This window comes from Klebsiella sp. 141162 (assembly GCF_050600755.1).
In the GTDB taxonomy this organism is placed as follows: domain Bacteria; phylum Pseudomonadota; class Gammaproteobacteria; order Enterobacterales; family Enterobacteriaceae; genus Klebsiella; species Klebsiella aerogenes.
On the sequence record NZ_JAQIRI010000001.1, the window covers coordinates 14,732 to 33,579 of the forward strand.

Annotated in this window: 20 protein-coding genes; 17 read left to right on the plus strand and 3 right to left on the minus strand. The window is 56.2% G+C overall.

The annotated features are described in order from the left end of the window. The first annotated feature begins 21 nt into the window (after positions 1 to 21). From rseD to acpS, 12 genes are all read left to right on the plus strand, one after another. On the plus strand, positions 22 to 84 hold the full coding sequence (rseD, locus tag PGR23_RS00065; RefSeq protein ID WP_350425049.1) for a rpoE leader peptide RseD: 63 nt from the start codon (positions 22 to 24) through the stop codon (positions 82 to 84). Further along, entirely contained in the window at positions 81 to 656 is a 576-nt protein-coding gene (gene rpoE / locus PGR23_RS00070; protein WP_396279484.1) for an RNA polymerase sigma factor RpoE, read from the plus strand. The genes rseD and rpoE overlap by 4 nt, the downstream gene beginning before the upstream one ends. 32 nt (positions 657 to 688) lie before the next feature. Then, positions 689 to 1,339 carry an anti-sigma-E factor RseA gene (gene rseA, locus PGR23_RS00075; RefSeq protein WP_015370285.1) on the plus strand — a complete coding sequence of 217 codons (651 nt, stop codon included), beginning with the start codon at positions 689 to 691 and terminating at the stop codon, positions 1,337 to 1,339. Further along, the gene (gene rseB / locus PGR23_RS00080) at positions 1,339 to 2,295 is read left to right on the plus strand and encodes a sigma-E factor regulatory protein RseB (RefSeq protein ID WP_045392783.1); all 957 of its coding nucleotides are present in this window, start codon (positions 1,339 to 1,341) and stop codon (positions 2,293 to 2,295) included. Before rseA ends, rseB begins: the two co-directional genes overlap by 1 nt. Beyond that, positions 2,292 to 2,771: a SoxR-reducing system protein RseC gene (rseC, locus tag PGR23_RS00085; RefSeq protein ID WP_396279485.1), complete on the plus strand. Its 480-nt coding sequence runs from the start codon at positions 2,292 to 2,294 to the stop codon at positions 2,769 to 2,771. The genes rseB and rseC overlap by 4 nt, the downstream gene beginning before the upstream one ends. 184 nt (positions 2,772 to 2,955) lie before the next feature. Then, positions 2,956 to 4,755 carry a translation elongation factor 4 gene (gene lepA / locus PGR23_RS00090; protein WP_008803765.1) on the plus strand — a complete coding sequence of 600 codons (1,800 nt, stop codon included), beginning with the start codon at positions 2,956 to 2,958 and terminating at the stop codon, positions 4,753 to 4,755. Between the two features lie 14 nt (positions 4,756 to 4,769). Then, complete coding sequence (gene lepB, locus PGR23_RS00095) at positions 4,770 to 5,744, plus strand: signal peptidase I (RefSeq protein ID WP_045392778.1); 975 nt, start codon at positions 4,770 to 4,772, stop codon at positions 5,742 to 5,744. Positions 5,745 to 5,997: 253 nt separating this feature from the next. Continuing rightward, positions 5,998 to 6,678, plus strand: coding sequence for a ribonuclease III (rnc, locus tag PGR23_RS00100; RefSeq protein WP_020078171.1), 681 nt, complete (start codon positions 5,998 to 6,000; stop codon positions 6,676 to 6,678). Next, positions 6,675 to 7,580, plus strand: a complete 906-nt coding sequence (gene era, locus PGR23_RS00105) for a GTPase Era (protein ID WP_015370290.1) — start codon at positions 6,675 to 6,677, stop codon at positions 7,578 to 7,580. The genes rnc and era overlap by 4 nt, the downstream gene beginning before the upstream one ends. A gap of 11 nt (positions 7,581 to 7,591) precedes the next feature. Continuing rightward, the gene (recO, locus tag PGR23_RS00110; protein ID WP_015370291.1) at positions 7,592 to 8,329 is read left to right on the plus strand and encodes a DNA repair protein RecO; all 738 of its coding nucleotides are present in this window, start codon (positions 7,592 to 7,594) and stop codon (positions 8,327 to 8,329) included. Between the two features lie 11 nt (positions 8,330 to 8,340). Next, positions 8,341 to 9,072, plus strand: coding sequence for a pyridoxine 5'-phosphate synthase (gene pdxJ, locus PGR23_RS00115; protein WP_032715172.1), 732 nt, complete (start codon positions 8,341 to 8,343; stop codon positions 9,070 to 9,072). Continuing rightward, on the plus strand, positions 9,072 to 9,452 hold the full coding sequence (acpS, locus tag PGR23_RS00120; RefSeq protein WP_045392774.1) for a holo-ACP synthase: 381 nt from the start codon (positions 9,072 to 9,074) through the stop codon (positions 9,450 to 9,452). Before pdxJ ends, acpS begins: the two co-directional genes overlap by 1 nt. An 8-nt stretch (positions 9,453 to 9,460) precedes the next feature. Here acpS and PGR23_RS00125 read toward each other — a convergent pair whose 3' ends face one another. Continuing rightward, positions 9,461 to 9,721 (minus strand): YfhL family 4Fe-4S dicluster ferredoxin, encoded by a 261-nt coding sequence (locus tag PGR23_RS00125; RefSeq protein WP_015370294.1) that lies wholly within the window; start codon positions 9,719 to 9,721, stop codon positions 9,461 to 9,463. A gap of 203 nt (positions 9,722 to 9,924) precedes the next feature. Between PGR23_RS00125 and PGR23_RS00130 the strand changes: the two genes are divergently transcribed. Beyond that, positions 9,925 to 10,242 carry a type II toxin-antitoxin system RelE/ParE family toxin gene (locus PGR23_RS00130; RefSeq protein WP_045392772.1) on the plus strand — a complete coding sequence of 106 codons (318 nt, stop codon included), beginning with the start codon at positions 9,925 to 9,927 and terminating at the stop codon, positions 10,240 to 10,242. Between the two features lie 66 nt (positions 10,243 to 10,308). Then, positions 10,309 to 10,605: a NadS family protein gene (nadS, locus tag PGR23_RS00135; RefSeq protein ID WP_045392770.1), complete on the plus strand. Its 297-nt coding sequence runs from the start codon at positions 10,309 to 10,311 to the stop codon at positions 10,603 to 10,605. Positions 10,606 to 10,639: 34 nt separating this feature from the next. Here the strand turns inward: nadS and PGR23_RS00140 are convergent, their stop codons facing one another. After that, on the minus strand, positions 10,640 to 11,488 hold the full coding sequence (locus PGR23_RS00140; protein WP_045392768.1) for a MurR/RpiR family transcriptional regulator: 849 nt from the start codon (positions 11,486 to 11,488) through the stop codon (positions 10,640 to 10,642). Positions 11,489 to 11,702: 214 nt separating this feature from the next. On the opposite strand from PGR23_RS00140, the gene yfhb reads away from it, so the two are divergent. Next, complete coding sequence (gene yfhb / locus PGR23_RS00145) at positions 11,703 to 12,338, plus strand: phosphatidylglycerophosphatase C (protein WP_396279486.1); 636 nt, start codon at positions 11,703 to 11,705, stop codon at positions 12,336 to 12,338. A 79-nt stretch (positions 12,339 to 12,417) separates the two neighbouring features. Next, positions 12,418 to 12,921 (plus strand): tRNA adenosine(34) deaminase TadA, encoded by a 504-nt coding sequence (tadA, locus tag PGR23_RS00150; RefSeq protein ID WP_289577840.1) that lies wholly within the window; start codon positions 12,418 to 12,420, stop codon positions 12,919 to 12,921. Here tadA and mltF read toward each other — a convergent pair. After that, the gene (mltF, locus tag PGR23_RS00155) at positions 12,918 to 14,537 is read right to left on the minus strand and encodes a membrane-bound lytic murein transglycosylase MltF (protein WP_396279487.1); all 1,620 of its coding nucleotides are present in this window, start codon (positions 14,535 to 14,537) and stop codon (positions 12,918 to 12,920) included. The two genes, tadA and mltF, sit on opposite strands and share 4 nt — an antisense overlap. Positions 14,538 to 14,710: 173 nt before the next feature. Here mltF and purL point away from each other — a divergent pair, with 173 nt between their 5' ends. Then, entirely contained in the window at positions 14,711 to 18,598 is a 3,888-nt protein-coding gene (gene purL / locus PGR23_RS00160) for a phosphoribosylformylglycinamidine synthase (RefSeq protein ID WP_396279488.1), read from the plus strand. The last annotated feature ends 250 nt before the right edge of the window (positions 18,599 to 18,848 follow it).

The window sequence follows — 18,848 nt, forward strand, 5'->3', positions numbered from 1 at the left end:
CGACTGCTTGCTCATAATGCAGTGCTTGGGTGGTGTTCTGAATACGCATGGGAATTGGGTTTGGGGAGACATTACCTCGGATGAGCGAGCAGTTAACGGATCAGGTCCTCGTTGAACGGGTCCAGAAAGGAGATCAGAAAGCCTTTAACCTACTGGTAGTACGCTATCAGCACAAGGTGGCAAGCCTGGTCTCCCGCTATGTACCGCCGGGCGATATCGCTGACGTTGTTCAGGAATCGTTCGTGAAGGCGTGGCGTGCGCTGGATTCTTTCCGGGGGGATAGCGCTTTTTATACCTGGTTGTATCGTATCGCCGTAAACACGGCAAAGAATTATCTGGTTGCTCAGGGACGCCGTCCGCCATCAAGCGATGTAGACGCCAACGAGGCGGAAAACTTCGAAAGCGGCGGGGCATTGAAAGAAATTTCGAACCCTGAGAACTTAATGTTGTCAGAAGAGCTGAGACAAATAGTTTTTCGTACCATTGAATCGCTCCCGGAAGATTTACGCATGGCAATTACGTTACGGGAGCTGGATGGCCTGAGCTATGAAGAAATAGCCGTCATCATGGATTGTCCGGTTGGCACGGTACGTTCGCGTATCTTCCGGGCACGTGAAGCTATTGATAATAAAGTTCAACCGCTAATCAGGCGTTGACGATAGCGGAATACTGGAAAAGGGTATCAGGCATGCAGAAAGAAAAACTTTCGGCCTTAATGGATGGTGAAACGCTGGATAACGAGCTGCTCAATGAGCTGAGTCGTTCTTCTGAAATGCAAAAAACCTGGGAGAGCTACCATCTCATCCGCGACACGCTGCGAGGCGATACCGCCGAGATGCTCCAATTCGATATCTCAGCTCGCGTAATGGCCGCCATCGAGAACGAACCTGCTCGTCAGGTTGCGCCGCTTATTCCTGAATCTCAACCCGCTCCACACCAGTGGCGTCAGATGCCTTTCTGGCAGAAAGTGCGCCCGTGGGCCAGCTCGCTTACCCAAATGGGCGTGGCAGCGTGCGTGTCTCTGGCGGTGATCGTCGGTGTTCAACAATACAATGGCCACTCCGATGCTTCCCAGCAGCCGGAAGCGCCAGTCTTCAACACCATGCCGATGATGGGCAAAGCCAGCCCGGTTAGCCTGGGCGTTCCGGCCGATGCCTCCGCCGGTAGCGGTCAGCAGGCGCAGGTTCAGGAGCAACGTCGTCGTATTAATGCTATGCTGCAGGACTATGAATTGCAGCGTCGCCTGCACGCTGAGCAGCTTCAGTTTGGCCAGGCCCAGACTCAGCAAGCCGCTGTTCAGGTGCCGGGTTATCAAACTTTAGGAACGCAATCGCAGTAATGAAGCAACTTTGGTGTGCCATGTCGCTCATGGCAGGCAGCCTGTTCTTCTCCACCAACGCCTCGGCTGATACATCGTCCGGGGCGTTGTTGCAGCAGATGAACCTGGCCAGCCAGTCCCTCAATTACGAGCTGTCTTTTGTCAGTATCAACAAACAGGGCGTTGAGTCGCTGCGCTATCGTCACGTGCGGTTGAACAACCAGCCCCTTGCTCAGTTGCTGCAGCTCGACGGTCCGCGTCGGGAAGTGGTGCTGCGCGGTACTGAAATCAGCTATTTTGAACCCGGTCTCGATCCCTTCACCCTGAACGGCGACTATATCGTCGATTCCTTGCCGTCTCTGGTGTACACCGATTTCAAAAAGCTGGCCTCGTATTATGATTTCATCTCCGTTGGCCGGACGCGTATCGCCGATCGCCTGTGCGATGTAGTGCGCGTGGTGGCCCGCGACGGCACGCGCTACAGCTACATTGCGTGGCTGGATGCCGAGACCAAGCTGCCGCTGCGCGTCGACTTGCTCGACCGCGACGGTGAAACCCTGGAGCAGTTTCGGGTGGTCTCATTCAATATCGGTGATAACGTAAGCTCGAGTATGGAAGCGCTGTCGAAAGCCAGCCTGCCGCCGCAGCTGTCGGTTCCGGAAAGCGGCAATAAAGCCAACTTTAACTGGGCGCCAACCTGGCTGCCGCAGGGCGTGACGGAAGTTTCCAGCAGCCAGCGTCGTTTACCGACCTTCGACGGTCCGGTCGAGTCTCGTCTCTATTCCGACGGTCTGTTTAGCTTCTCCGTTAACGTTAATCGCGCGACGGCTAACAGCAGCGATCAGCTGCTGCGCACTGGTCGCCGTACCGTCAGCACTTCGGTACGCGATAACGCCGAAATCTCGGTGGTTGGCGAATTACCGCCGCAAACGGCAAAACGTATCTCAGACAGCATTAAGTTCAGGGCCGCGCAATGATCAAAGAGTGGGCGACTGTCGTCTCCTGGCACAACGGCGTGGCGCAGGTTCACTGCGATGTTAAAGCCTCTTGCAGCAGCTGCGCCTCGCGCGCTGGCTGCGGTAGCCGGGTGCTCAATAAACTGGGGCCGCAAACCAGCCATACCATAAGCGTTCCCTGCGACCAGCCGCTGACGGCCGGGCAAAAAGTGGAACTGGGCATTGCTGAAAGCAGCCTGCTGGGTTCGGCGCTGCTGGTATACATGGCGCCGCTGTTCGGGCTGTTTGTGATGGCGTCGATTTTCCAGGTGCTGTTTGCCAGCGACATTGCTTCGCTGTGCGGCGCGTTGCTTGGCGGCGTCGGCGGGTTCCTGGTGGCGCGCGGGCTGTCGCCAAAGCTGGCTGCTCGCCAGTCGTGGCAGCCGGTGATTTTAAGCGTCGGTTTACCACCGGGTCTGCTGCGCGTTGATACGCCTTCCTCTGAAATGGGGCAGTGATTTCACTGTCCCTCATCTTTATTTACGCTTCCTGATACAACGCCACAATTCTGCCGTTATGCTGGATCTAACAGCATTTCCTGGTTTCGCGGATGTAGTGTAGAATGCGGCGTTTTCGGATTAAAAAACGTCAGGCACAGAACAGCGGCCTCATGAGACTCGTAAGGCATAATTAACTCTAAATATGAAGAATATACGTAACTTTTCGATCATCGCTCACATCGACCACGGTAAGTCGACGCTGTCTGACCGTATCATCCAGATTTGCGGTGGCCTTTCTGATCGCGAAATGGCGGCCCAGGTTCTGGACTCCATGGACCTTGAACGTGAGCGTGGCATTACCATCAAGGCGCAGAGCGTCACCCTGGATTACAAAGCCAGCGATGGCGAAACCTATCAGCTCAACTTTATCGACACCCCGGGCCACGTTGACTTCTCCTATGAAGTATCGCGCTCCCTGGCGGCGTGCGAAGGCGCGCTGCTGGTGGTTGACGCCGGGCAGGGCGTAGAAGCCCAGACTCTGGCGAACTGCTATACCGCGATGGAAATGGACCTCGAAGTCGTCCCGGTTCTTAACAAGATCGACCTGCCTGCAGCCGACCCTGAGCGCGTAGCGGACGAGATTGAAGATATCGTCGGTATCGACGCTCACGACGCGGTTCGCTGCTCGGCGAAAACTGGTGTTGGCGTGCCGGATGTGCTGGAACGTCTGGTACGCGATATTCCGCCGCCGGAAGGCGATCCGGACGCGCCGCTGCAGGCGCTGATTATCGACTCCTGGTTCGATAACTATTTAGGCGTCGTGTCGCTGGTGCGTATTAAAAACGGCACCATGCGCAAAGGCGACAAAATTAAGGTGATGAGCACCGGTCAGGTCTATAACGCCGACCGTCTTGGCATCTTCACCCCGAAACAGGTTGACCGTACCGAACTGAAATGCGGCGAGGTGGGTTGGCTGGTTTGCGCCATTAAAGACATCCTCGGCGCGCCGGTGGGCGATACCCTGACCGCGGCGCGTAATCCAGCGGATAAAGCGCTGCCGGGCTTCAAAAAAGTGAAGCCGCAGGTCTACGCCGGTCTGTTCCCGGTGAGCTCTGATGACTATGAGAACTTCCGCGATGCGCTGGGTAAACTGAGTCTGAACGATGCTTCCTTGTTCTACGAGCCGGAAAGCTCAACGGCGCTGGGCTTTGGCTTCCGCTGCGGCTTCCTCGGTCTGCTGCACATGGAAATCATTCAGGAGCGTCTGGAGCGTGAATACGATCTGGATCTGATTACCACCGCGCCGACGGTAGTCTATGAAGTAGAAACCACCTCTAAAGAGGTTATCTACGTCGATAGTCCATCGAAGCTGCCGCCGCTGAATAATATTCAGGAACTGCGTGAGCCGATCGCTGAATGTCACATGCTGCTGCCGCAGGAGTTCCTCGGCAACGTGATTACCTTGTGTATCGAGAAACGCGGCGTGCAAACCAACATGGTTTACCACGGCAAACAGGTTGCGCTGACCTATGAAATCCCGATGGCGGAAGTGGTCCTCGATTTCTTCGACCGTCTGAAGTCGACCTCCCGCGGCTATGCGTCGCTGGATTACAACTTCAAGCGCTTCCAGGCTTCCAACATGGTGCGTGTCGACGTGCTGATCAACGGTGAGCGCGTCGATGCGCTGGCGTTAATTACGCACAACGACAACGCGCCGTATCGTGGCCGCGAGCTGGTCGAGAAGATGAAAGAGCTGATCCCGCGTCAGCAGTTCGATATCGCGATTCAGGCGGCCATTGGTAACCACATCATCGCGCGCTCTACCGTGAAACAGCTGCGTAAAAACGTCCTGGCGAAATGCTACGGCGGCGACGTCAGTCGTAAGAAAAAGCTGCTGCAGAAGCAGAAAGAAGGTAAGAAGCGTATGAAACAGGTTGGTAACGTTGAACTGCCGCAGGAAGCGTTCCTCGCCATTCTGCACGTTGGTAAAGACGGCAAATAATCTAAGGAGTTGGCATGGCGAACATGTTTGCCCTGATTCTGGTCATTGCGACCCTTGTGACAGGGCTGTTGTGGTGCCTGGATAAGTTCATATTCGCACCAAAACGTCGTGAACGTCAGGCCGCTGCTCAGGCAGCGACCGGCGATCAGCTGGACAAGAAAACGCTGAAAAAGGTTGGCCCAAAACCGGGCTGGCTGGAAACCGGCGCCTCGATCTTCCCGGTGCTGGCGATTGTGCTGATTGTGCGTTCGTTTATCTATGAACCGTTCCAGATCCCATCAGGTTCGATGATGCCGACCCTGCTGATTGGCGATTTTATCCTGGTGGAGAAATTCGCCTACGGCATTAAAGATCCGATCTACCAGAAAACGCTGATCGAAACCGGCCATCCGAAGCGTGGCGACATCGTGGTGTTTAAATATCCGGAAGATCCGCGCCTTGACTACATCAAGCGTGCGGTTGGTCTGCCGGGGGATAAAGTCACTTACGATCCGGTGGCTAAGCAGGTGACGATTGAGCCTGGCTGCGCGTCGGGCCAGGCATGCGGGAGCGCCTTGCCGATCACCTACTCAAACGTTGAGCCGAGCGATTTCGTTCAGACCTTCTCCCGTCGCAACGGCGGTGAAGCCACCAGCGGTTTCTGGCAGCTGCCAAAAGGCGAAACCAAAGCCGACGGTATTCGTCTGACCGAGCGCAAAGAGACGCTGGGCGAAGTGACCCACCGTATTCTGACGGTACCTATCGCTCAGGATCAGGTGGGGATGTACTATCGTCAGTCCGGTCAGCCGCTGGCGACATGGGTCGTTCCGCCGGGTGAATACTTCATGATGGGTGACAACCGCGACAACAGCGCCGACAGCCGTTACTGGGGCTTCGTGCCGGAAGCGAACCTGGTGGGTAAAGCCACCGCCATCTGGATGAGCTTCGAAAAACAGGAAGGTGAGTGGCCAACCGGCGTACGTTTATCGCGCATCGGCGGCATCCACTAATTCCTTGTCTTAATTCGCGCTGCCGGTGCAATAATGGCAGCGCGAATTATTTAGTATTTAAATCCATCCAAACTAACGACATCCCTTGTCGTTGCGTATAGAATATCCCCCCGAAGTTTTTGGTTGTCTCTCGAAAGAGTGACACTGCACACGAAACCGCGTTGGTTAGTTTCTGCCCTTATATATCAAGGGTATGTATGCTCAGGTCGGTTTCGTGTGCTGCATCTTTGACGCATTCATTTATTGGTAACGCATGAACCCCATCGTAATTAATCGGCTTCAACGAAAGCTGGGCTACACTTTTGTTCATCAGGAGCTGTTGCAACAGGCATTAACTCACCGCAGTGCCAGCAGCAAACACAACGAGCGTCTCGAGTTTTTAGGCGACTCTATTTTAAGTTTCGTGATCGCCAATGCGCTCTATCATCGTTTCCCGCGGGTAGACGAAGGGGATATGAGCCGTATGCGCGCGACGCTGGTGCGAGGCAATACGCTGGCGGAAATCGCCCGCGAATTTGAACTGGGCGAGTGCCTGCGCCTTGGGCCTGGCGAGCTGAAGAGCGGCGGTTTTCGTCGCGAATCGATTCTGGCTGACACCGTAGAAGCCTTAATCGGCGGGGTTTTCCTCGACAGCGATATTCAAAATGTTGAACGCTTAATCCTCTCCTGGTACCAGACTCGTCTGGATGAAATCAGCCCGGGCGATAAGCAAAAGGATCCGAAGACTCGTCTGCAGGAGTATCTGCAGGGGCGTCATCTGCCGCTGCCGTCCTACCTGGTCGTCCAGGTTCGCGGCGAAGCGCACGATCAGGAATTTACTATCCACTGCCAGGTCAGTGGCCTGAGTGAACCGGTGGTTGGCACAGGTTCCAGCCGTCGCAAGGCGGAGCAGGCTGCCGCCGAACAGGCGCTGAAAAAACTGGAGCTGGAATGAGCGAAGAAAAAAGTTATTGCGGATTTGTCGCCATCGTTGGTCGTCCAAACGTTGGCAAATCCACGCTGTTGAACAAGCTGCTTGGGCAGAAGATTTCGATCACTTCCCGTAAAGCGCAGACTACCCGTCACCGCATCGTCGGTATCCATACCGAAGGGCCGTATCAGGCGATTTATGTTGATACCCCGGGCCTGCATATGGAAGAGAAGCGCGCGATTAACCGCTTAATGAACAAAGCGGCCAGCAGCTCGATTGGCGACGTGGAACTGGTCATCTTTGTCGTTGAAGGTACCCGCTGGACGCAAGATGACGAGATGGTGCTGAACAAGCTGCGCGATGCGCGCGCGCCGGTGATTCTGGCCGTCAACAAAGTTGATAACGTGCAGGAAAAAGCGGATCTGCTGCCGCATTTGCAGTTCCTTGCCAGCCAGATGAACTTCCTCGACATCGTGCCGATTTCTGCGGAAACCGGCACCAACGTTGATACTATCGCGTCGATCGTACGTAAACATCTGCCGGAAGCGATTCATCACTTCCCGGAAGATTACATTACCGACCGTTCCCAGCGTTTCATGGCTTCCGAGATCATCCGCGAAAAGCTGATGCGTTTCCTGGGCGCTGAACTGCCGTACTCCGTGACCGTCGAAATTGAACGTTTCGTGAGCAACGAACGCGGCGGCTACGACATCAACGGCCTGATCCTCGTCGAGCGTGAAGGGCAGAAGAAGATGGTAATTGGCAACAAAGGCGCCAAAATCAAAACCATCGGCATCGAAGCGCGTAAAGACATGCAAGAGATGTTTGAAGCGCCGGTGCACCTCGAACTGTGGGTCAAAGTGAAATCCGGCTGGGCCGATGACGAGCGCGCGCTGCGCAGTCTCGGTTACGTTGACGACCTCTGAGTTAACGCAACGTGGATGGATGGCAGCGCGCCTTTGTCCTGCATAGCCGACCGTGGAGCGAAACCAGTCTGATGCTGGACGTCTTCACGGAAGAGTCCGGTCGCGTGCGCCTGGTTGCCAAAGGCGCACGCTCCAAACGTTCTAATCTCAAGGGCGCTTTACAGCCCTTCACCCCCTTACTGGTTCGCTTTGGCGGCCGCGGCGAAGTCAAAACCCTTCGCAGCGCGGAAGCCGTCTCGCTGGCGCTGCCGCTTAGCGGCATCACGCTCTACAGCGGTCTTTACGTAAACGAGCTCATCTCCCGCGTGCTTGAGCACGAAACGCGCTTCTCCGAACTCTTTTTCGACTACCTGCACTGCATCCAGGCGCTGGCCGGGGCCAGCGGTTCGCCGGAGCCCGCGCTGCGGCGCTTTGAGCTGGCGCTGCTCGGGCACCTGGGCTATGGCGTGGATTTCCTCCACTGTGCCGGCAGCGGCGACCCGGTGGATGACACCATGACCTACCGCTATCGCGAAGAAAAAGGCTTTATCGCCAGCCTGGTGATTGATAACAGCACGTTTACCGGGCACCATTTGAAAGCGTTGGCTAGCCGCGAGTTTCCAGATGTAGATACGCTGCGCGCCGCGAAGCGCTTTACCCGCATCGCCCTGAAGCCGTATCTTGGAGGGAAACCGCTCAAGAGCCGGGAATTGTTTCGCCAGTTTATGCCCGCGCGAAAGGCGCGAGCCGATAATACGAATAATGATTAACGAGGATTGTCATGGCTGAATTACTGTTAGGGGTCAATATTGACCACATTGCGACATTGCGTAACGCGCGCGGTACCGCTTATCCGGATCCGGTGCAGGCGGCTTTTATTGCAGAACAGGCCGGCGCCGATGGTATTACCGTGCACCTGCGCGAAGACCGCCGCCATATCACCGATCGTGACGTGCGCATCCTGCGCCAGACGTTGCATACCCGAATGAATCTCGAAATGGCGGTTACCGAAGAGATGCTGGCGATTGCCTGCGAGACAAAACCGCACTTCTGCTGTCTGGTGCCGGAGAAGCGTCAGGAAGTGACCACCGAGGGTGGACTGGATGTTGCCGGGCAGCGCGATAAGATGCGCGATGCCTGTAAGCGCCTGGCGGATGCCGGTATTCTGGTCTCCCTGTTTATTGACGCCGATGATGAGCAGATCAAAGCGGCTGCCGACGTGGGCGCGCCGTATATTGAAATCCACACCGGCTGCTATGCCGATGCCAAAACCGATGCCGAACAGGCTAAAGAGCTTGAGCGTATCGCCAAAGCGGCGACCTATGCCGCCAGCCTTGGACTGAAGGTGAACGCCGGTCACGGTCTGACCTATCACAACGTGAAAGCCATTGCCGCCTTGCCGGAAATGCACGAACTGAATATCGGCCATGCCATTATTGGTCGCGCAGTGATGAGCGGTCTGAAAGAGGCTGTCGCGGAAATGAAACGCCTGATGCTGGAAGCGCGCGGCTAATGGCGATTCTCGGGCTGGGTACCGACATCGTCGAAATCGCCCGCATCGAAGCGGTGATCGCCCGTAGCGGCGATCGCCTGGCGCGCCGGGTGCTGAGCGATCATGAATGGAGCATTTGGGAGCAGCATCAGCAGCCGGTGCGTTTTCTGGCAAAACGCTTTGCGGTCAAAGAAGCGGCGGCGAAAGCGCTCGGAACCGGTATTCGCAACGGCCTGGCGTTTAATCAGTTCGAAGTTTTCAACGATGAATTAGGCAAGCCGAAACTGCGGCTATGGGGCGAAGCAAAGCTATTGGCTGAACGGATGGGGGTAAGCGTTATTCACGTCACTCTCGCCGATGAACGCCACTATGCCTGCGCCACGGTGATCGTCGAAAGTTAAACCCGCGGTTAAAGCTTATCCGCGTGATGCATGAGCACGAATTTATCCCACAACTGTTCTTCATTCTCGACGTGCGCCGGATCTTTGAGAATAGTATTCGGGATCGGGCACACTTTCTGGCAGGTTGGCGTGTCGTAGTGGCCGACGCACTCGGTGCAGCGATCGCTGTTAATCTCATAAATGCTCTCGCCCATCGAAATGGCTTCATTCGGGCACTCCGGCTCGCACATATCGCAATTGATGCATTTTTTGGTGATTAACAGCGCCATCAGGAAAATCTCAGAAACAACACAAACAGGGCGGGCATTATACGCCCATTTTCTACTCAGACCAGCTTTTTCACCAGCGCTTCGCTAGCGTCTATATTTATAACCCCGTTGAGCCTGAATATGTACCTGGTACATTTATTAACTTGCTTGTTGTACCCCGTACACTTATGATGATTTTATAATCATGATACGCAGGATGCGGTATGTACACTTTTATTGAGCTGCAGGGTTTCAGTAAACGGCGTCAGGCGCTTCTACCGGATGACGAGTTTCGCGTTTTTCAGGAGGTGTTGATTGAGGATCCTGAGGCTGGCGATACCATCGCAGGGACAGGGGGATTTCGAAAAATTCGCTGGAGCCGACCGGGGATGGGCAAGCGTGGCGGGGTGAGAATTATTTATTACAATGTGACGCGTAAAGGGCGAATTTACCTGGCATTGGTCTATCCCAAAAATGAGCTGGATGATTTAACGGAAGAACAAAAGAAGATGCTGAAACAGTTATCCGCTATGCTGGAATAACGCTGAGTTTCTATCACTCCACGGGACCACGTTGTCAGTGGTGCCCACGAGGGCGATGAGGTACAGATGAAAGACGAATTATTTGCCGATCTGCTGGCCAGTGCAGAAGAAATGGTGAGAATTGAAAAAGGTGAGCAAACCCCTGAGCCGCAGCATGTTCACACTTTTAGCCCGATCGATGTGAAAGCTATTCGCGAAGCGACGGGGTTAAAACAGCAGGATTTTGCTCTCGCCGTAGGCGTTAGCTATGACTTAGTTAAAAGCTGGGAAACTAAACGGCGTCAGCCAACCGGGGCGCCGCGAAAATTGCTGCTTTTATTACAGCTCAATCCTTTTATTATCAATCAGCTCAAAACAATCTAATGTTTGTGGGCATCGCCAGATGCCCATTTTCTACTCAGACCAGCTTTTTCACCAGCGCTTCGCTATGGCGTATCCGTTCCGGCGCGTGTTCGAGATCTTGCTGCACCAGCGCCATAAAGAGGAGATCGGTGAGCATCATTTGCGCGCTGGTGGAGGAGATCGCCGCGCTGCGCGTCGCCTGCTCTTCAGCAATAGTGTAGAGACACTGCGAAGCCTGCTGCTGCAAGGCGTTGGGAGTAAACCCGGTGATCGCGAGGATCTTGCTGCCAACGCGTAGCGCTTCAGCAGCCGCCATATTGATCTCGCGGCGTTCGCCGGAATAGGAGATAGCCAGCAGCAGATCGTCCGCCGACATCGCCTGCACCGTTGCCAGCAGCGCATGCATATCCTGCTCGGCGACGGCGTTGATGCCAATTTTCATTAACTTCCAGCTAAAATTGCGCGCCACCAGCCCGGAGGCGCCGATACCGGTAATGATTATCCGGCGAGCATCGCGCAGCAGAGTCACCGCCTCCAGGAGTTTCTCTTCGCTGTTGACGTCCAGCGAGGCGTGCATCGCCGCGATGTTATCTTTGATCAACTTTTCGCCCACCAGACGCAGTGGATCGTCGCCGCGGATTTGGTTGTGTACCGGCACCGAGTGCGGGTCCGGGCTGCTGGCCAGCGCTTCGCTGAGCGCCAGTTTTAATGCCGGAAAGCCTTTGAACCCCATTTTTTGCGCGAACTTCACCACGCTGGACTGGCTGACTCCCGCTTCGCCCGCCAGCTGCTGCGAGCTGAGATGGCGGGTTTGGTCCGGCTGAGCCAGAATAAAGTCAGCAAGTTTTTTGTCGCTCGCCGCCAGCGACGGGTAACGCTGGCGGATGCGGATTAAACAGTTCATGGCTTCTCCGAAGGAGGGCGTTAGCGGCTGAAAGAATTTTGTATTCGATTATAAGTGGAATAATACGAATTAAAAATTCTGCTGTGAAGAATTATGCGAACGGGTCAGATTCTGAATCTTACCTCAACCACGGCAGACAATTTCGCGCTCGTCGCGGCAAGCCTGTTAAGCTATCGACATCGCCAGGAAAATCCGTACCAGAAAGGAGTTCGGTTTGAACAGTAACGCGCGACGAGTCGTGTTTTTCGATCTTGATGGCACATTGCACCAGCAGGATATGTTCGGCAGCTTTATTCGTTATCTTTTACGTCGTCAGCCGCTCAACGTGCTGGCAGTGGCGGCCTTCTCGCCAGTAGTACTGCTCGGGCTGTTGGTTAACGGTCGCGCGGCGCGCTGGCCGATGAGCCTGCTGCTGTGGGCTGCTACCTGCGGGCGGCGTGAAAGCCATCTTAAGCGTCTGGAGGCGGCGTTCGTTAGCTGGTTTCGCCAGCACGTGACCGCCTTTCCGGTGGTGCAGGGCCGGCTAAACGACTATTTAACCAGTACTGATGCCGACGTCTGGCTGATTACCGGCTCACCGCAGTCGCTGGTGGAACAGGTCTATGCCGATACGCTTTGGCTGCCGCGCGTAAAACTTATCGCCAGCCGCATGAGCCGTCGTCGCGGCGGCTGGGTGCTGACGCTGCGTTGCCTGGGCCATGAGAAAGTAGCGCAGCTGGAACAGCGGATCGGCGCGCCGCTACGTTTATACAGCGGCTATAGCGATAGCGAGCAGGATAACCCGCTACTCTGTTTTTGCCAGCACCGCTGGCGGGTGACGCCGCAGGGCGATCTCCAGCAGCTCGAATAATTCCGCTGCCGGCGAATTATTTGGGTGATATATAGCGCCCATGTATAATGCGCCCCGCTTTTTCTGCAGGAGTGCCGCTGTGTCTGACCACGAATTTAACGATGAATACTGGATGCGCCATGCGCTGACGTTGGCGAAACGCGCCTGGGAAGAGGGCGAGGTGCCGGTGGGCGCTGTGCTGGTGCATAACAATCAGGTCATCGGCGAGGGATGGAACCGGCCGATTGGCCGTCACGACCCCACAGCCCATGCCGAAATAATGGCGCTGCGTCAGGGTGGACTGGTTCTGCAGAACTATCGTTTAATTGATGCCACGCTGTACGTCACGCTGGAGCCCTGTGTGATGTGCGCCGGGGCGATGGTGCATAGCCGCATCTCGCGGCTGGTGTTCGGCGCCCGCGATGCTAAAACCGGCGCGGCCGGGTCGTTAATCGATGTGCTGCATCATCCGGGGATGAACCACCGCGTTGAAATTACCGAGGGAATTCTGGCTGAATCTTGCTCCACGATGCTGAGCGATTTCTTCCGCTGGCGGCGGGAAGAGAAAAAAGCGTTGAAAAGAGCGCGGCAGGAGGAGGGCTAACGTCCTGCTGTCGGCAACTTTAGTTTAACGTTGTCGACAAGCTTTTCGCCGCGGAATCTAAAGAAGGGCATCGCATACTCTTTATGCTCGCCATCGAGTTCTTCCGGCGTGACGGCTGGATAATCTTCAGCAATCGCCATCTCCTGCGCCGCTTTCCTTTCCTGTTCAGACAAATATCCAACCAGGCTGATATGGTACTTACGAATATTTTCCACGTAGGCGTAGGCCTCATGGCCGCGGGCGTAGCCATATTTTAAGCGGCTGTAGTAGGGCTTCTGGCTCAGCAATGGCAGACGCTGCTTAACGTCGGACCAGCTGTTCGGGTTGCCTTTTTGTTTTTTAGTCAGCGCCATCGCGTCAAGCATATGCGCGTAGCCCATGTTATAAGCCGCCAGCGCAAACCAGATCCGCTCCTCTTTCGGGATCGAGTCCGGCACTTTGGCCATCATATCCTGCAGATAGCGCATACCGCCGTCTAGGCTCTGTTCGGCATCGGTACGGTCGGTCAGACCTAAACTCTGGGCGGTATTGCGGGTTAGCATCATCATGCCGCGCACCCCGGTCGGCGAGGTGGCCTGCGGGTCCCAGTGCGACTCCTGCCAGGCAATCGCCGCCAGCAGTCGCCAGTCGATCTGCCGGGCGTATTTCTCAAACAGCGGCTTCAGATCCGGCAGCGTATTTTGCACCGCGCGCAGGAAGGTGCGGGTATCAACATAGTCGAAGTCGTTGCCGTGGCCGAGATACTTCTCTTCCAGGCGGGCGAGAGTGCCGTCTTCGTTCATACTATTAAAGAAATCGAGCATGGCTGCCGATAATGAATTGTCTTCGCTTTTTTCGCTAAACCAGGTGACCGGCTGTTCATCGCTGATATCGAGCGCCACAGCCAGCTCCGGATGCACGCGCTGGAACAGGCTGACGGCGACGGAATCGGCGACGGTATATTCCAGCGTACCGTCGATGACCGCCTGCATCAGGGCGGTGGTGCCGCGTTTTTCATCGACGCGCCAGTTGAGGTCCGGGTATTTGCTCTCCTTCAGCGCCTGCAGGTCGTTGAGGGCGACGTGGCCTGGGGCGATGGCGAGCTGTTCGGCGTTAATCCCGGCCAGCGTGCGCGGGCGATTACCGCCAACGCGATAGACCAGCTGCTGCGAAACGGAATAATAGGTAGGGCCTGCCTGATAGTTCTTCACCCGCTCGGTGTTATAGACCAGCCCGGCGGCCAGCATATCGGTTTTACCGGCATCGAGATCGTCGAACAACTGGCTGATATTCTGCCGCACGGTGACTTTCAGCTTCACCCCAAGGTAATCGGCGAAGCGTTTCGCCAGCTCGTAATCGAGACCGTAGTCTTTGTTGTTGATGGCAGCATAGGTCAGCGGCGAGTTAATGGTACTCACGCGCAGTTCGCCGCGGGCAATGATCCCGGCCACGCGGTTCTCCGGTTTTCCCATCCACGGCAAAGACGGCCACAGCGCCGCCGCCAACAAAAGGGTGACGACGCCGATCAGCAGATAATTAATCTTTAATTTTTTCAAATAGTTAATTTTCTGCAGCGTGGAGTTCCTCAGCTGGGTATATCCGGAAAAAGTTAAAGGTTGCCGTAAGTTGAGCGGCATTTTGCTTAAGAATGCGCCAGTTGGCAACTTATTCGCGATTCATGTCACATTTATTGATAAAACTGATGAATCATTTTATTTCTACGCAAACGGTTTCGTCGGGGCTCAGGATTCTCTATAATGGCGGCCGTTTCCCCCTGGCTCACCTTGAAAGCTTCGAAGACGAGAGACTTATGATGGATATTTTGCGTGGTTCACCTGCACTGTCGGCATTCCGTATCAACAAACTGCTGGCACGTTTTCAGGCGGCCAACCTGCCGGTTAGCACCTTATACGCGGAGTATGTTCACTTTGCCGACCTGAGCGCCCCGCTAAGCGATGAGGAGCGCGAAAGACTGGTCAGACTGCTCAAATATGGCCCAAGCCTCAGCAGCCATACGCCAACCGGTAAATTACTGCTCGTCACCCCTCGCCCCGGCACTATCTCTCCCTGGTCCTCCAAAGCTACAGACATCGCCCATAACTGCGGTTTATCGCAGGTCGTGCGTTTGGAACGCGGCGTGGCGTACTACGTTGAAGCACAGGGTCTGAGCGACGCGCAGTGGGACGCCGTTGCGGCGGAACTGCACGATCGTATGATGGAGAGCGTTTTCACTGAGCTGGAAGAGGGAGAGAAGCTGTTTGTTCACCATCAGCCGACGCCAGTGACCAGCGTAGACCTGCTGGGCCAGGGACGTCAGGCGCTGATTGACGCCAACCTCCGTCTGGGGCTGGCGCTGGCCGATGACGAAATCGACTACCTGCAGGACGCATTCGTTAAACTTGGCCGCAATCCGAACGACATTGAGCTGTATATGTTCGCGCAGGCCAACTCGGAACATTGCCGTCACAAAATTTTTAACGCCGACTGGATTATCGACGGCCAAAAACAGCCGAAGTCGCTGTTTAAAATGATCAAAAACACCTTCGAGAAAAACCCGGAATATGTGCTGTCTGCCTATAAAGACAACGCTGCAGTAATGGAAGGTTCCGAAGTCGGCCGCTATTTCGCCGACTATCAGACCGGGCGCTATGACTTCCATCAGGAGCCGGCGCACATTCTGATGAAAGTTGAAACCCACAACCACCCGACGGCAATTTCGCCGTGGCCAGGGGCCGCGACCGGTTCCGGCGGCGAGATCCGCGACGAAGGCGCAACCGGACGCGGCGCGAAGCCGAAAGCGGGCCTGGTCGGCTTCTCGGTTTCTAACCTGCGTATTCCGGGCTTTGAGCAGCCGTGGGAAGAGGATTTCGGTAAACCTGAGCGTATCGTGACCGCGCTGGATATCATGACCGAAGGCCCGCTGGGCGGCGCGGCGTTTAACAACGAATTTGGTCGTCCGGCGCTGAATGGCTATTTCCGTACCTATGAAGAGAAAGTGACCAGCCACAATGGCGAAGAGCTGCGCGGCTATCACAAACCGATCATGCTGGCGGGCGGTATTGGCAACATCCGCGGCGAGCACGTCCAGAAGGGCGAAATCACCGTTGGCGCCAAGCTTATCGTGCTGGGTGGCCCGGCGATGAATATCGGTCTCGGCGGCGGCGCGGCGTCATCCATGGCTTCCGGCCAGTCTGATGCCGATCTGGATTTTGCCTCCGTACAGCGCGACAACCCGGAAATGGAGCGCCGCTGTCAGGAAGTGATCGACCGCTGCTGGCAGCTGGGCGATGCGAACCCGATTCTGTTTATCCACGACGTTGGCGCGGGCGGTCTCTCTAACGCCATGCCGGAGCTGGTGAGCGATGGCGGCCGCGGCGGGAATTTCCAGCTGCGCGATATCCTCAGCGATGAGCCGGGAATGAGTCCGCTGGAGATCTGGTGTAACGAATCCCAGGAACGTTATGTTCTGGCGGTCGCGCCGGAACAGCTGCCGCTGTTTGAAGAGCTGTGCCGCCGCGAGCGCGCGCCTTACGCGGTGATTGGCGAAGCCACGGCGGAGCAACACCTTAGCCTGAGCGACAGCCACTTTAACGATCGGCCAATCGACCTGCCGCTGGACGTCCTGCTCGGCAAAACGCCGAAAATGACGCGTGACGTGCAAACGCTGAAAGCACAGGGCAGTGAGCTGGATCGTCAACCAATGACGATTGCGGATGCGGTTAACCGCGTGCTGCATCTGCCGACGGTGGCCGAGAAAACCTTCCTCGTGACCATCGGCGACCGCACCGTGACCGGTATGGTAGCGCGCGATCAGATGGTAGGACCGTGGCAGATCCCGGTCGCTAACTGCGCGGTGACCACTGCCAGCCTCGATAGCTACTACGGCGAAGCGATGGCGATGGGCGAACGCGCGCCGGTTGCGCTGCTCGACTTTGCCGCCTCAGCCCGTCTGGCGGTCGGCGAGGCGTTGACAAATATCGCCGCTACGCAGATTGGCGAACTCAACCGCGTTAAACTGTCGGCAAACTGGATGGCGGCAGCCGGTCACCCGGGTGAAGACGCCGGTCTGTATGAAGCAGTAAAAGCGGTCGGTGAAGAACTGTGTCCGGCGCTGGGCCTGACTATCCCGGTGGGCAAAGACTCAATGTCGATGAAAACCCGCTGGCAGGAAGGCAGCGAGCAGCGCGAAATGACCTCGCCGCTGTCGCTGGTTATCTCCGCGTTTGCCCGCGTTGAAGACGTGCGCGGCACCGTGACCCCGCAGCTCTCTACGGAAGACAACGCCCTGCTGCTGATCGATCTCGGCAAAGGGCGTAACGCGCTGGGCGCCACCGCGCTGGCGCAGGTCTATCGTCAGCTAGGCGACCAGCCGGCCGACGTGCGTGATGTCGCGCAGCTGAAAGGCTTCTGGGACGCGATGCAGGCGCTGGTGGCGCAGCGTAAGCTGCTGGCTTACCATGACCGCTCCGATGGCGGCTTGTTAGTGACGCTGGCGGAAATGGCTTTTGCCGGTCACTGCGGCGTAACTGCCGATATCGCCGCGCTGGGCGACGACCGTCTGGCTGCGTTGTTCAACGAAGAATTGGGCGCGGTGATTCAGGTTCGCGCCGCGGATCGCGAAGCGGTAGAAGCGCTGCTGGCGATGAATGGTCTGGCAGATTGCGTGCACTACTTAGGCCAGGCGACGGCGGGGGATCGTTTTGTTATCACCGCCGACGGTCAGCCGCTGTTCAGCGAAAGCCGCACCACGCTGCGTATGTGGTGGGCGGAAACCACCTGGCAGATGCAGCGTCTGCGCGATAATCCGGAGTGCGCCGATCAGGAGCATCAGGCGAAGTCTAACGATAGCGACCCGGGTCTTAACGTTAAGCTGTCGTTTGATATCAATGAAGATGTTGCCGCGCCGTATATTGCGACCGGCGCGCGCCCGAAAGTGGCCGTGCTGCGCGAGCAGGGGGTTAACTCCCATGTTGAAATGGCCGCCGCTTTCCATCGCGCCGGCTTCGACGCCATCGATGTGCATATGAGCGATCTGCTGGCGGGTCGTACCGGTCTTGGCGACTTCCATGCGCTGGTGGCCTGCGGCGGCTTCTCCTACGGTGACGTACTGGGGGCAGGTGAAGGTTGGGCAAAATCGATTCTGTTCAACGAACGCGTACGCGATGAGTTCGCCACTTTCTTCCACCGCCCGCAGACGCTGGCGCTGGGCGTGTGTAACGGTTGTCAGATGATGTCCAATCTGCGTGAACTGATCCCTGGCAGCGACCTGTGGCCGCGCTTCGTACGCAACCACTCTGACCGCTTTGAAGCGCGTTTCAGCCTGGTTGAAGTTACCCAAAGCCCATCGCTGCTGTTGCAGGGGATGGCCGGTTCGATGATGCCGATTGCCGTTTCGCACGGCGAAGGGCAGGTGGAAGTTCGTGATAGCGCGCATCTGGCTCAGCTTGAAAGCAAAGGCCTGGTGGCGCTGCGCTTCGTCGATAACTTCGGCAAAGTGACGCAAACCTATCCGGCGAACCCGAACGGCTCGGTGAACGGCATTACCGCAGTGACCAGCGAAAGCGGTCGCGCGACGATCATGATGCCGCACCCGGAACGCGTCTTCCGTACTGTCAGCAACTCCTGGCACCCGGAAAACTGGGGTGAAGACAGCCCATGGATGCGCATCTTCCGCAACGCGCGTAAGCAACTGGGTTAATACCGTTTACGTAACGCGTTGTTGATAATGAGCCCCCTGGTCATCAGGGGGCTTTTTTATTTGTGATCGGGGCCGCGTGACGGTGTCGGGAATTACCGACAAACGCGGTTTTGGGGTGTCTCCAAAAGGCGACACTTAACACACTGATTTTAAAAGATTCTATATATATGCTTATTTGGTGTTGCTAATTAGCGACACAAAGGCCGAATGTTGTGCGATAGGCTTTTGAAGCGGAATTACATGTAATTCT

Excerpts from the sequence above, each read along its gene's own strand:
- rpoE (WP_396279484.1), top strand. The coding sequence starts at position 81 with ATGAGCGAGCAGTTAACGGATCAGGTCCTCGTTGAACGGGTCCAGAAA.
- rseA (WP_015370285.1), top strand. The coding sequence starts at position 689 with ATGCAGAAAGAAAAACTTTCGGCCTTAATGGATGGTGAAACGCTGGAT.
- rseB (WP_045392783.1), top strand. The coding sequence starts at position 1,339 with ATGAAGCAACTTTGGTGTGCCATGTCGCTCATGGCAGGCAGCCTGTTC.
- rseC (WP_396279485.1), top strand. The coding sequence starts at position 2,292 with ATGATCAAAGAGTGGGCGACTGTCGTCTCCTGGCACAACGGCGTGGCG.
- lepA (WP_008803765.1), top strand. The coding sequence starts at position 2,956 with ATGAAGAATATACGTAACTTTTCGATCATCGCTCACATCGACCACGGT.
- lepB (WP_045392778.1), top strand. The coding sequence starts at position 4,770 with ATGGCGAACATGTTTGCCCTGATTCTGGTCATTGCGACCCTTGTGACA.
- rnc (WP_020078171.1), top strand. The coding sequence starts at position 5,998 with ATGAACCCCATCGTAATTAATCGGCTTCAACGAAAGCTGGGCTACACT.
- era (WP_015370290.1), top strand. The coding sequence starts at position 6,675 with ATGAGCGAAGAAAAAAGTTATTGCGGATTTGTCGCCATCGTTGGTCGT.
- pdxJ (WP_032715172.1), top strand. The coding sequence starts at position 8,341 with ATGGCTGAATTACTGTTAGGGGTCAATATTGACCACATTGCGACATTG.
- acpS (WP_045392774.1), top strand. The coding sequence starts at position 9,072 with ATGGCGATTCTCGGGCTGGGTACCGACATCGTCGAAATCGCCCGCATC.
- PGR23_RS00125 (WP_015370294.1), bottom strand. The coding sequence starts at position 9,721 with ATGGCGCTGTTAATCACCAAAAAATGCATCAATTGCGATATGTGCGAG.
- PGR23_RS00130 (WP_045392772.1), top strand. The coding sequence starts at position 9,925 with ATGTACACTTTTATTGAGCTGCAGGGTTTCAGTAAACGGCGTCAGGCG.
- nadS (WP_045392770.1), top strand. The coding sequence starts at position 10,309 with ATGAAAGACGAATTATTTGCCGATCTGCTGGCCAGTGCAGAAGAAATG.
- PGR23_RS00140 (WP_045392768.1), bottom strand. The coding sequence starts at position 11,488 with ATGAACTGTTTAATCCGCATCCGCCAGCGTTACCCGTCGCTGGCGGCG.
- mltF (WP_396279487.1), bottom strand. The coding sequence starts at position 14,537 with ATGCCGCTCAACTTACGGCAACCTTTAACTTTTTCCGGATATACCCAG.
- purL (WP_396279488.1), top strand. The coding sequence starts at position 14,711 with ATGATGGATATTTTGCGTGGTTCACCTGCACTGTCGGCATTCCGTATC.